Genomic DNA, 12,547 nt, shown 5'->3' with positions numbered 1-12,547 from the left:
GATCAACTGGGTTGACCATCTTCCTCCCCCAAAAGACGCCTTTTGATCTTGATCAAAGCGCCTGTGAGTATCTGCGAAACTCTCGATTCACTCACTCCAAGGATAAGACCTATCTCTTTGAGAGAAAGTTCTTGTTCGAACCGCAAAGATAGAACCAACTGTTCACGTTCCGAGAGTTTCTTTATGGCTTCTGTTAGATATTCAAAGAGTATCTCCTTGTATGCTACTTGCAATGGTTCAGAATGATCTTCAACCTCAGAGAAAGAATCGTATGTGTCGTACAGGTATTCATCCAGTCTGAGGAACTGCTTTCGTACCATTTCGTTTTTCGCGCGCACAACCTCTTCGTCACTCAGATTGGTATACAAACTGATCTCTTCAACTGTCGGGTATCTACCCAATTTGGATTCAAGTTCGTAGATGGCTTTCTCAACTTCTTTAATGTTTTTTCTCAGATTACGGGGCATCCAGTCTATGCTCCTCAAATAATCATACATCGCACCTTTGATCCTTTTCATCAAAAAGGTCTTCAGGTTTACACCTCTTCTTGGATCATATCTACGAACTGCCGAGATCAGAGCGAGTACACCCTCCTGGATTAAATCTTCCACTTCAACGTTTTTGGGCAGATGCTGCACCAGATCGGTTGCTATCCTCTTGACAGTGGGCAACAACTCTTTCAAAAGCTGTTCCTCGTCTATCTCGTACATGCTTTCTGCACCGCCTTAGTTATATTTCGATCATCTGAATGGTTTCCCCGCCCCCAACTTTCCTGATCAAGAGTTTTCCGGTTTCTATGTTGTATTCGATACTCCTGGCTCTGTTCCCCCCAACATCTTCCGCTTTCAATTGGATCTGATGATACTTCAACCAGTGTTTCACCGCTTCAACGTTCCTCTGGCCAACGTTCATTCCGCTTGTTTCGAACATGGAAGCACCACCTGCTATTTTCGCTTCCAATCTGGTTTTAACTGCACCAAGTGAAAGAAGTTTTTCCACCAAAACTGCGATCGCTGTATCTGCGTATTTACCTGGTGTTTGGACATCTCTGTTACCGCTGTCTGGTAACATTACATGCGCCATGCCTCCAACCCGCGAAACTGGGTCTCTAATACACACACCAACACAAGAGCCAAGTCCAAGTGTTACTAGCACAGCGGGGTTACGTTCAACAGCCAATTCTCCAATGCCTATCACGATTTTTTTAATGCTCATCTCAAGCCCACCTTCTTGAAAATAGTGTCTAAACTGTTTTGACCGGGTATCAAAAGCATGTAGGAAGTGATCGTCCTTAGACCTTCTATGTTCAACTCTGTTTCTACATAGATCGCGTCGTCCTCATACACGGCGGTCGGCAACATCGCTTCAGAGATGATGGCTGCTAGCATGTCAACGCTCAGATCTGGTGGCAATGGATCCAAATAGAGTCCTGTGAACTCGGCAAGCGCTGTTATGTATGAACCACACATTATGTTTCCTACTTCTTTCAAAGCGGACCGTGACAGCTCATCGAGCTGTGTTATATCATCACATGGTGATCCTAGAAGGTCTTGAAGGATCCTTTTAGCGGCCAATTTGTTCAAAACGAGAAGCACGTCGAATATCACATCACCTCTCACTGACATTCTGACACCAACCACGAGATCCTCTGGTTCTGGAAAAACGAAAGTGATCTTCGATATCGGAACGACTTCAGCCTTTGGAACGGTGATCTCCACTTTCTTGCTAGTCAAATGTGACAGTGCCGTCGCCGCATTGCCTGTTCCAATGTTTCCTATCTCTCTGAGGAGATCGAGTTCTCGTTCAGAGAGTATCATCTTACACCTCCTCCCGCGTCTTTTTGAGTTTGATTTCCTGTTGGAATACGTATGAAACTAAAGATTTCTCGAGCTCTGGAGAAACATCCAAGAACTGAACACCGTACTCATGGAAACCCGTCGTTTCGTTGAATCCTGCGTATCGAACGATCTGAGCTTTCTGCTTGATAAGCTTTATGTCTCCCAAGTCTAAATCAATGTAGATTGTTTGTCCCACCTTCAAAAATCTTGAAGTGCACATCAATATGCCACCTGCGCTGAAATCTCTGGTTAAAAACTTATGTTGGATATCTTCACCTTCAACGGTGTAGTTACCGCTGAGCACCAAAGGTATTCGAACATATCTGCGTCTTTGTACCCTGTTCACCTGTTCTGGAACGGTGATGTGCATCACCAAGAAATTCGATTCGGTATCTCTTCCGTAGTCAAGCACGCGACTGCTGAAAGAATAAACAACTTTTTCGGCTATCGCTGTGACATGTATGAATTCGCCCCTCTGTATTGGAACGAATCTACCTTGATAACTTGGCATAGCTATTTTGAGGATACCCCTGTCAAAATACAGATCGTGGATTGTACTTTTCATTTTCAACTTTTCACCTTTCTTATTTTCTAGCTCGATCACTAATGGCATGCTAGCTCTGAGAACATCTTTCGCATTGACCTTTGCAATGTATTCCGCCATTGCCATTTCATCCCATACCTAAGAGTAACTTGACTCTGTCTATGAAAGAAAGCTTTTTTACAACAATTTTGTTTGTGATCTTATCGGCGATACCGTGTATCGCCAGAGAAGGTTGAGAGGTTCTTTTGAGCACCACCAAAGGTGTCTGCCTCGTGATACTCTCTTTAACTAGTGGATCAAACTTGACCACGTGCGTCGAATCGAAGCTCACTCCTATGAACCTGCTCACAACGGAACTGAACTTTTCGAGGATCTTCCTACCTTCCTTCAAATCTTTTACCATGTTCATTACAACGTGAAAACTCACAGGTTCAAGCCCCTTTAAGACTAAGATTTTTACGAAAGTGTACGCATTAACCAGTGCCGTAGGTTCTGTCGCCGTCAGGACTAAGACATGATCACTACTCAAGTAAAATCTTTCAAGTTGTTCATTGAAACCCGGCGGAAAATCAAAGACGATATAATCGTACGTTTCCCCGAGCCTCCGAAGTTCGTTCAACACCTTGCCCTTATCTTCTATGTTGAAAGTTATGAGGTCATCAACATCCATTCCAGTGCTTATTAAGTCTACTTCGTAAGGTGTCCTGAAGATCACATCCTCCATGCTCGCTTTCTTTTTCAAAAAATCTTTCAGAGTTAATCTAGGCGTCACGCCCATGAGTATTTCAGCATTGGCAAAACCAGCATCGGCATCGAAAAGAAGGACTTTATAACCACGTTCTTGTAGAGCTATGGAAAGATTGACAGCGACGACGGTTTTACCCACCCCGCCTTTTCCACTGGCTACACTGACGATTTTCGTCTGAGTATTGAACAAACCTTCAGCTTGATTGAGCAATCCTCAACACCTCTTTTGAGAGAAGAAATGCTATATCCTTCGCATTCGCCTCAACGATGTCTTCTGGCACTCTCTGACCATTGGTGACGAATGCGACTGGAGTTCCACTCATCATAGAAGCATTGATCAAGTGCCCAAATGTTCTTGTTTCATCCATCTTTGTCAAGATTAAATGCGTATGCCTCACAGTTCCAAACCTCTCTAAGATATCTTTCAGATCGGACAATCTGCAGTTCATGCTGATCACAAGAAAAGCCAGATTTGGTTGTACCACATCGAAGAGTGCCCTCAACTCACTCATTTGCATATCGTTGTTTTGACTTCTGCCTGCCGTATCGATCAGAACCACATCGAAAGATTTCATCGCTTCGAGTTCCAGTCTCGCTTCCTTGGGGGTGTAAGCAACCCTCATGGGTATGTCCATGATCGTCGCGTAGGTTTTCAATTGATCCGTCGCTGCGATTCTGTAAGTGTCCAGTGTCAATATAGCCACCTGCTTTTTCTCAACGATCTTCAGCCTCGCCGCGATTTTGGCGAGTGTTGTTGTCTTACCCACGCCTGTTGGTCCACTGAAAAGTGTCACACCCTTAAGGTTTGGAACCTCCGTCTTGATGAAAGCCAGAAAATGTTCCGCAAGTCTTTGCCTTAAAGAATCGTCTATGTTGACGTCACCATAACTTATTCTCAAATACTCAATGATCCTGCTCGAAACAGTTTGATCTATCTCTTGGCCCTGCAGACCTTTCAGAACCTTCTGCAAGTTCTGTGGCATATCGCTCAAACGTTGTGCTCCAAGCATCAACTTCATTTCTTGTAACATTTGTTTGAGCTCTTTGATCTCTTCTTCCTGTTTCTTTTCCTTGTTCTTGACGAGCAGTTCCTGAAGTTTGTAGACCTCGCTACTTTCTGTTTTCACTTGATCTTTATCTTCGCACACCGCTGTGACCTCTAGAAACCTCTTTGCGCCTATGCCGAGGAAGCCACCTTTTTTAACACTGCGTGTGCTGAGTATGATGGCATCCTCACCAAGATCTTTCTTTATTTGCTCGAGGGCTTCCTTTATATCGTTCACCATATATTTCTTCATTCTCACAACCTAACCACACCCTCAACCTGTAGCACACGATCTTCAGGAACTTCTTCATAAGCGATGACTGGAACATTCGGTAAGAACTTTTTCACCAGTTGAGCGAAGTAAGGTCTGATCGCACCCGAACAAACAACAAGTGGTGAAAATCCTTTTTTCATAAGCGTCTCCAATTGTTTCGACAAGTTTTCCATGATCTCTCTAAGAATCTGTGGATTCAGAACGATCTTTTTTTCACCTGCAAAGTCTTGTAATGATTCCAAAAGTCTTTTTTCAAGCTCAGTATCGAGAGCTATTGCATGTAATTTGCCATCTTCGCTGATGACAGATTGAGTGATCTGCCTTTTCAATGCTCTTCTCACTTGTTCTGTTAGATAAACCAAATCGGTTGATTTCTCACCGTGTTCGAGCAATGTTTCAAAGATCAGTGGTAAGTTCCTCACACTCACCCCTTCACTCAAAAGTTTCTGAAGAACTTTTTTCACATCACCTGATTTCATGATGGAAGGTATCAGATCACTCACCAACTGTGGAAATTTTTCTTTCAAACCGTCGATCAACATGTTGAACTCCCGTGAACCCAGCAAATCGGCAGCGTTGCGTTTCAACACTTCTGTTAGATGGGTTATGAAAACTGTTGGTGGATCAACCACCGTATATCCGAGGCGAACTGCCTCTTCCTTACGGGATGGATCTATCCAGAAAGCTTGAAGTCCGAACGCGGGTTCTTTCACAGCTATTCCCGCAATTCTTTCGGTTGCTGTACCTGGATTGATCGCCAACAATCTGTTGGGTATCAATTCATAGCGCGCGACTTCTGCTCCTCTGATTTTTATGAGATACTCGTTTGGCTTGAGCAAAACGCTGTCGCGTACCCTGATGGGTGAAACCACCAACCCCAAATCGTAAGCAAGCTGTTTTCGCATCATCGCGATTCTTTCCAAAAGGTCGCCGCCTTGTGATGGATCTGCCAGTGGGATCAAGCCGTATCCTATCTCAACCTCCACAGTGTCACTCTGAATAACCTCAGCTACTTCTTGTGGTGTGGTCAGAATCGGTTTTGATGGTGCAGGTGCGATCGGTGCACCCGCTGGTGCGGGAGCAGCTTGCTTTGGCACAACTCTCCAAGAATAGAAAGCAAGTGCTAAGAATGCCGCACCGATGATCGACGCTGTGATCGGTAGAGGTGTGGCCAAACCGAGGAAGAGTAGTATGAAACCAGTTATGGTGATGACTTTTCTTTCACTTGACAGTTCTCTCACAAGGTCCTGACCAAGGTTCTCCTTCGAAGCAGCTCTGGAGACGAGAATTCCTGTTGCTGTCGAAACGAGCAAGGCTGGAATTTGCGTTACAAGTCCATCTCCAACGGTAAGTAGTGCATAAACTTGTGCAGCACGTGCAAAACTCAAATTGTGCTTGAGTACGCCTATGAGAATGCCGCCGATGATGTTGACTAATACTATTATGATACTCGCGATAGCATCACCTCTTACAAATTTCGACGCACCATCCATTGCTCCATAGAAGTCTGCTTCGCGCCTTATTAGTTCCCTACGTTTCCTAGCTTCTTCTTCCGTAATCAAACCTGCGTTCAAATCTGCATCAACGCTCATTTGCTTTCCTGGCATAGCATCCAGTGTGAATCTGGCTGCCACTTCTGCTATTCGCTCGGCTCCACGTGTTATCACGATGAACTGTATGATGACCAAGATCAGAAAGATCACGAGACCCACAACGTAGTCACCTTTAACGACGAATTCACCGAAGGTTCTTATCACCCTTCCTCCAAACTTTTCGCCTTCCAAGAGGATCAATCTTGTCGAAGCTACGTTCAACGCGAGTCTAAAGAGGGTTATTATGAGCAGAAGTGTGGGGAACGAAGACATATCGAGTGCATGTTTAACGTACATGGACGAAAGTAAGATGATCATCGATAGAGCAATGTTGAGCAACTGGAAGAAATCCAGGGCAAAATCAGGTATTGGAAGAATCATCAAAAGTACAATTGCAACGACCGCGACGGCAACAAAAATATCCAGATGTTTCAGAAGCTTTCACTCCCTTAACATCAAATTATAGCAAGCTTTTCACCTTAACGAATAGACGTGTGCGAGTATCTCAGCAACAGCTCTGTAGAGACTCGGTGGGATCTGGTCTCCAACTTCACAACTTTTGTAAAGTTCCCAGGCGATCTGTGGATTACGGACGATGGGGACGTTGTGGGTGGTTGCTATTTCTATTATCTTCTTAGCGAGATCATCCAAACCTTTTGCTATGACCAACGGTGCTTCCATTTGCTCTGGATCGTATTGTAAAGCGACAGCCACATGTGTGGGGTTCGTGATCACCACATCGGCTTCGGGAATTTTTTGGAGCATTCTTCCACGGGCAAGCCTGATCATGATCTCGCGCTGTTTTCTCTTGACCTCCGGGTTACCTTCTATCTCTTTGAACTCTTCTTTCAACTCCTGCCTGGTCATTCGCAAACTTTTTTCATATTCCCATCGTTGGAACAGATAGTCCACCAATGCCAGAGCAATCATCGCAATGGAACATCGAAACATCAGTGTGACCGCCAGATCTGCAACGTACCAGATCGATGCGCTTGGTTCAAGCTCTGAAAGGCGTGGCAAATCATTGTAGCGCTGTTTGATCAAGCTGTAAGACACATAACCAACGATCGCGAGTTTGATGAACGACTTGATCAACTCAAAAATGTTTCTCAGGGAAAACATCCTTTTGATTCCCTCGGCAGGGTTGATCCTGCTGAAGTCGAACTTCAAAGGTTTAAAAGAAAACAGAAATTTCGTTTGTAGAGCCCCAACGAAGATTGCCGTGAGAACTATCATAAATAGAAGCAAAATTAGAAAGAGGAGAGGTTCTCTGAATATCTGAAATATGAAGCTTGAGAGTGTTTCTTCGTCCATTGGTTCTAGGGAAAAAAAGTTTATGGAAGCGTTAGCCAAAGCTTTGCTGAGTCGTGGCAAAAGAAACCTCAAAACGAGAGTCGCAGCTAAAAACGTGAAGGCCATGTTCAGTTCACGAGATACCGCAACTTGTCCTTCTTCTCTCGCTTTTCTTCTGCGCCTCGGCGTTGGTTTCTCTGTTCTGTCAGGATCGGCAAACAACTGTAGATCCAGTCTCATCGACCCAGAAAAAACTCTATGAAATTGATGGTCTTCTCTGCTAACTGTACGCTCATTTCTGCCCATACAGGTATCAGTCCCACCATCAAAAGCATACCAACAAGAACTTTCAAAGGCAAGCCCACCATGAAGACGTTCATCTGTGGTACCAATCTGGACAATATGCCGAGAGCTATAGAAACAACGAGCATAAATCCAATCAAAGGCACACCAAATTTCAGTGCGACGATAAAACTTTCACCAGTTTTTTCAATCAATGCACTCATGAAATTCAAACCCATCAGTGAGGATGTTAAAGAAAAGTGTTTCAGCGAGTCGACGATGGATTGATACAATAACAAATGACCTTTGATAGTAACAAAAACGAATAAACCTACTGTGTACAGAAGTTCACCATGGAGTGGTACTTCTTCACGCTGTGGGTCCAACACGGATGACATAGCGAAACCCATTTGAGTACCAAAAATCTCTCCCGCCAAGCTTAAGCCTATCAACGGCAATAGAGCGATCAAACCTATGATCAAACCATAAAGATAGTTGTTTACCATACTCAAGACCAAGGTCAGGATTGGAAAATTCAAAGATATACTTTCTTGAAGATTCGGAAGCACGAGCCAACTCAAAAAGATAGCGAGTAGCACCTTTATTTGTAATGGGATGAACCAGTCTCCAAAGAATGGCGCCACTGTGAACATTCCAGCCACTCGAGTTAAGACGAGCGTCCAAGCTAAAAACTTCTCCTGGACAAACTCGTACAAACTCAGTTCATATCATCCCCATGAACTTTTCTAAAATATCCTGTGTGTAATCGATCAGCTTTTGAAGCATCCAAGATCCAAGCAGCATCAGTGTGAGAAAGGTGAGTATGATCTTTGGAGCGAAGGTGAGTGTTTGTTCGTGAATCTGTGTCGCGGCTTGGAATATACCTATGATGAGACCTGCCACTAAACTAACTAGTAGTGGTGGTGTTATCAGTATCAAGATGGTTTCAATGCCCTCTTTCATAACATCGACGAAAACATCTATCGTCAAACGTATCACCTCGCAAAACTTTTGATCAACCCGCTGACTAAAAGGTCCCAACCGTTCACGGCGATGAACAAAAGCACTTTGAACGGCAATGACACAAGGACAGGTGGTATCATGATCATACCCATGGATAGAAGAACGCTCGAGACCACCATGTCGATAACGATGAACGGTATGTACAACAATACACCCATCTTGAATCCGATTTCAAGTTCTCCCAGCACAAATGCAGGTATGATCAGACTATTTGGAGCATCTTCTATGCGTTCAATTTTGTTTCCCACGCTGGAAGCGAGCAAAAAAACGTTGTCTTCATTGTGATGGTTCTTCAACTCGGCCAACATGAACTGTCTGACTCGTCCCATGGTTCGGTTGAACATCTCTTGATAGCCTATTTTGCCGTTCAAATAAGGTGTGAGCGCGTTGTTATAAATGTCATTCCACACAGGCTGCATTATGAAAAAGGTAAGAAACAGAGCTAAACCAACGAGTACCTGGTTTGGAGGCGTCTGCCTGGTTCCAAGTGCATTCCGTAAAAAGGAGAAAACGACAATGATGCGTGTGAAAGAAGTGAACAAGACGAGGATACTCGGTGCGAGAGTGAGTACCGTGAGAATGAGTAGGATCTCTAGTGTGACAACCAAATCGCGCTGGTTTTGTGGTGGGGAAACCCTTATACTTATAGAAGGGAATGGGATTTCCTCTTGAGCGAAAGAGAACGTTACTGCTAAAAGGATAACCAGAATCAGGTACTTTTTCATCGTTTTTCTTCCTCACCGTGTGTTCTGGAAAGCCTTTTAAAAAGGATCTTGGAGAAAGATTCTTTGACTTCGATCCGTGCGATTTCTTCTTCGGAGAGCTTCTTCAATACAGTTGAGCTAGAATGGGAAATCAACAGATAATAATATTCCTCTAAGACCTTGACCAACACTATTGAGGTATTTTTGTCTATGTAATGTCTCTGTAGCACTTGAACATCCTTTGACGCCACAAATGGGATGCGTTTTCTCACAAAGACATATACGATATAGAGAAAGCCGATCAGAAGACCTAAAGCAAGGAGAAACTGAACTAGAAGTTTACTTATGTTTCTCACATCCCTAGCTCAATTTTTGTAAAGCTTCAATCACTCTGCTGTGTTGGAAAGGTTTCACTATGAAGTCTTTTGCTCCTGCTTGAATAGCTTCGATCACCATTGCTTGTTGACCCATAGCGCTGCAAACGATTATCTTGGCGTTGGGATCGATCTCCCTTATCTTTTTGATCGCCGTAATGCCGTCCATCTCTGGCATCGTTATATCCATGGTCACCACATCTGGTTTGAGTTCCCTATACTTCTCCACAGCTTCAGCACCATTAGCTGCTTCTCCTGCTACTTCATAACCTGCTTTGGTTATGATGTCTTTCAACAGCATCCGCATGAAAGCGGCATCATCCACTATAAGTACTCGCTTTGCCATTCCCTTTACCTCCCCACAGTTTTCTTACGAAGAAGCTGTTAAATCTTCCAATATTTTTTGCAAATTCAAATGCACTATCAATTCTTCCCCTCGCTTTATGATCCCTTTTGATCTCTCACCAAAGCTGTCGAATTTCTGCATCTTTTCAACATCTTCATTCTTGACCCTTACCACTCCTTTGACCCTTTCCACTAAAAATCCTACCTCCAGATCCTCGAGGTTCACAACCACGATTTTACCTTCGGTGATGTTGGTCGAAGATAATCCAAGCATGGAACTGAGATCGATCACGGGAACTATACGTCCCCTCAAGTTCATGACACCCAAAACGTTTCTCTTCGAACGGGGAACGGGTGTGATGTCCGTTTTTTCTATGACCATGCTCACATACTCAACATCGAACGCCATTTCTTGATCGCCCAATCCGAAAACGAACACCTCGAATTCTGAAACTCCGACCATGATCTCCCTCCTCAGACAACGTTGGATACATCGAGAATGAGTGCTATGCTTCCATCACCCAAAATTGCTCCGCCGCTGAAAATACGCACGTCGTTGAAAATCTTTCCAAGAGACTTTATCACTATGTCTTCCTGTCCTATGAGCGAATCGACCACTAAACCGTATTTTTTGTTGCCAACACGCACTATCACAGTGTTGTAGGAGCTCTCATCTCTATGACCATTGAGTCCAAAAACATCCCATAACTTTATCAGTGGTATTATCTCACCTCGTATGACTGTCACTGACTTATCTTGAAGCTTCTGCACCTTACTGGCAGGTACATTCAGTGTACTATCTATGTTGGCAATCGGAATCGCATAAACATAGTTGTTCACTTTCACAAGCAGCGCTTGAATTATAGCCAAAGTTAAAGGCAATCTTATCGTGACGGTTGTTCCTTTGTCCTTGACGCTATCTATCTTGACCGTTCCATTCAGCGATTCAACCACACTTCGAACCACATCCATACCGACTCCTCTGCCTGAAACTTCCGTCGCATTGGAACGTGTGGAGAATCCTGGTATGAACAAAAAATCGTAAACTTTTTCATCTGATAGACCCTCAGCTTGCGCTTCCGTGATGAGCCCTTTTTCTATGGCTTTTTTCAGCACGGCGTTTCTGTCTATTCCTCTACCGTCATCTTTGACCTCGATAACAACGTTGTTTCCTTCGTGTCTAGCTGATAAAACAACTGTTCCTATGGGAGGCTTTCCTTTCGCAATGCGTTCTTCTTTCGTTTCTATACCATGGTCTATGGCATTCCTCAACAAGTGGAGAAGAGGTTCACCTATATCTTCAACGAAAGTTCTGTCCAATTCGGTTTCTTCACCTTCAATGACGAAGTTGATCTCTTTAGAAAGCTGTTTGGCCAGATCTCTAACCATCCTTGGAAACCTGTTGAAGACGAACGCGATCGGGACCATTCTGATCTTCATAACCACGTTCTGCAGATCGAGTGTTATTCTGTTGAGTTGAGAAAGGCTCTCATCGACTTCCTTTATACTGTATTTTCTGAGAGTATCTGAGATCCTACTTCTTGCTATGACGAGCTCTCCCATCAGGTTCATCAGTGTATCTAGCTTGTCGATGTCAACACGCACCGTTTGAACGAGCCTTCTTCTTTGAGGAGTTTTCCCCTCGGTTTCCTTTTCTTCAGTTGCTTCAACTTGACGAGCCATAGGTTGCTCCATTTTTTCCTCCACTTTTTCCTGAGACTTCGTTAAAGCATTGATCGTGACTCTTTCTATCTCCGATATGGAAACAATGCTGTTGTGCAAGGATTCAGCGTTTTGTTTAGTGATGATCACAAGCTCGACATCTCTGTCGAATTTCTCCTGTTCTATGTCTTCCACAGGCGGGACACTGCTCAATATTTGACCACCAGCATCTTCAATAGCTTTGAACACCATGTACATCCTAACTGCCTTCATGAGTGTCCCTTCAGCTAGGGTGACTGTAACTTTGAAAGCGTTGTAACCTTCCTTTGAAGCTTCTTCCACAACTTTCAATATGGAATCACTGATGGTCTCAGTTTTCGCAGGTTCAGCGGTCTGAGATTTTTGTTCCTCGACTTTCTCCTCTTGAACCACTTCGAACGCGTTCATTAGATTTTGCAAATCGACGTTGTCGAGTCGATCGCTTCCCCCTGACACGATGCTGCTTACCATCTTTTCCACCACATCCGTGCCAGCGAAGAGTCTATCGAGAATTTCTGACGTTAGTTTAACTTTCTTCGATCTGATCTTATCCAACAGTTGTTCCATTCTATGGCAAAGCTTGGACATGCTGTCAAATCCCATCGTAGCTGCCATACCTTTCAGTGTGTGCAAAGCTCTGAAGGTCTCGTTTATGGCCTCTTCGTCACGTGGATCTTTTTCAAGTTTGAGCAGAGATTCATTCAAGCTTTGAATGTATTCTCTACTTTCATCGATAAAAACGCTGAGGTATTGTTCGTGCATATGAGATTCCTCCTGAGTGGACG

The 12,547-nt window shown here is 43.9% G+C and carries 15 protein-coding genes; all 15 read right to left on the bottom strand.

Annotation, left to right across the window (positions count from 1 at the left end; all coding sequences use genetic code 11):
- Positions 1 to 2: 2 nt before the first annotated feature.
- From NZ875_02070 to NZ875_02000, 15 genes are read right to left on the bottom strand one after another with little or no spacing between them, the layout of a single operon-like run.
- On the bottom strand, positions 3 to 710 hold the full coding sequence (locus NZ875_02070) for a FliA/WhiG family RNA polymerase sigma factor (protein ID MCS7174524.1): 708 nt from the start codon (positions 708 to 710) through the stop codon (positions 3 to 5).
- 19 nt (positions 711 to 729) lie between these two features.
- Positions 730 to 1,215 carry a chemotaxis protein CheD gene (locus NZ875_02065; protein MCS7174523.1) on the bottom strand — a complete coding sequence of 162 codons (486 nt, stop codon included), beginning with the start codon at positions 1,213 to 1,215 and terminating at the stop codon, positions 730 to 732.
- Positions 1,212 to 1,817 carry a CheY-P phosphatase CheC gene (cheC, locus tag NZ875_02060; GenBank protein MCS7174522.1) on the bottom strand — a complete coding sequence of 202 codons (606 nt, stop codon included), beginning with the start codon at positions 1,815 to 1,817 and terminating at the stop codon, positions 1,212 to 1,214. Before cheC ends, NZ875_02065 begins: the two co-directional genes overlap by 4 nt.
- Before the next feature lies 1 nt (position 1,818).
- Positions 1,819 to 2,502 carry a PilZ domain-containing protein gene (locus NZ875_02055; GenBank protein MCS7174521.1) on the bottom strand — a complete coding sequence of 228 codons (684 nt, stop codon included), beginning with the start codon at positions 2,500 to 2,502 and terminating at the stop codon, positions 1,819 to 1,821.
- Between the two features lie 7 nt (positions 2,503 to 2,509).
- Positions 2,510 to 3,340, bottom strand: a complete 831-nt coding sequence (locus NZ875_02050) for a MinD/ParA family protein (protein ID MCS7174520.1) — start codon at positions 3,338 to 3,340, stop codon at positions 2,510 to 2,512.
- Complete coding sequence (gene flhF, locus NZ875_02045; protein MCS7174519.1) at positions 3,324 to 4,433, bottom strand: flagellar biosynthesis protein FlhF; 1,110 nt, start codon at positions 4,431 to 4,433, stop codon at positions 3,324 to 3,326. Before flhF ends, NZ875_02050 begins: the two co-directional genes overlap by 17 nt.
- Positions 4,430 to 6,475 (bottom strand): flagellar biosynthesis protein FlhA, encoded by a 2,046-nt coding sequence (gene flhA / locus NZ875_02040; protein MCS7174518.1) that lies wholly within the window; start codon positions 6,473 to 6,475, stop codon positions 4,430 to 4,432. The genes flhF and flhA overlap by 4 nt, the downstream gene beginning before the upstream one ends.
- 39 nt (positions 6,476 to 6,514) lie before the next feature.
- A complete protein-coding gene (gene flhB / locus NZ875_02035; GenBank protein ID MCS7174517.1) occupies positions 6,515 to 7,573 on the bottom strand; it encodes a flagellar biosynthesis protein FlhB in 1,059 nt (352 codons plus the stop codon).
- Complete coding sequence (gene fliR / locus NZ875_02030) at positions 7,570 to 8,331, bottom strand: flagellar biosynthetic protein FliR (GenBank protein MCS7174516.1); 762 nt, start codon at positions 8,329 to 8,331, stop codon at positions 7,570 to 7,572. Before fliR ends, flhB begins: the two co-directional genes overlap by 4 nt.
- A 7-nt stretch (positions 8,332 to 8,338) precedes the next feature.
- Positions 8,339 to 8,605, bottom strand: a complete 267-nt coding sequence (gene fliQ, locus NZ875_02025) for a flagellar biosynthesis protein FliQ (GenBank protein ID MCS7174515.1) — start codon at positions 8,603 to 8,605, stop codon at positions 8,339 to 8,341.
- A gap of 5 nt (positions 8,606 to 8,610) precedes the next feature.
- Positions 8,611 to 9,363: a flagellar type III secretion system pore protein FliP gene (gene fliP / locus NZ875_02020; protein ID MCS7174514.1), complete on the bottom strand. Its 753-nt coding sequence runs from the start codon at positions 9,361 to 9,363 to the stop codon at positions 8,611 to 8,613.
- Entirely contained in the window at positions 9,360 to 9,698 is a 339-nt protein-coding gene (locus tag NZ875_02015; protein ID MCS7174513.1) for a flagellar biosynthetic protein FliO, read from the bottom strand. The genes fliP and NZ875_02015 overlap by 4 nt, the downstream gene beginning before the upstream one ends.
- 4 nt (positions 9,699 to 9,702) lie before the next feature.
- Positions 9,703 to 10,062, bottom strand: coding sequence for a response regulator (locus NZ875_02010; GenBank protein ID MCS7174512.1), 360 nt, complete (start codon positions 10,060 to 10,062; stop codon positions 9,703 to 9,705).
- 24 nt (positions 10,063 to 10,086) lie between these two features.
- Positions 10,087 to 10,524, bottom strand: a complete 438-nt coding sequence (locus NZ875_02005) for a chemotaxis protein CheW (GenBank protein ID MCS7174511.1) — start codon at positions 10,522 to 10,524, stop codon at positions 10,087 to 10,089.
- 11 nt (positions 10,525 to 10,535) lie between these two features.
- On the bottom strand, positions 10,536 to 12,524 hold the full coding sequence (locus NZ875_02000) for a chemotaxis protein CheA (protein ID MCS7174510.1): 1,989 nt from the start codon (positions 12,522 to 12,524) through the stop codon (positions 10,536 to 10,538).
- Positions 12,525 to 12,547: the final 23 nt, after the last annotated feature.

This window comes from Pseudothermotoga sp., assembly GCA_025060105.1.
Taxonomy (GTDB): Bacteria; Thermotogota; Thermotogae; order Thermotogales; family DSM-5069; genus Pseudothermotoga_A.
This window is presented reverse-complemented; position numbering and strand designations above follow the sequence as displayed.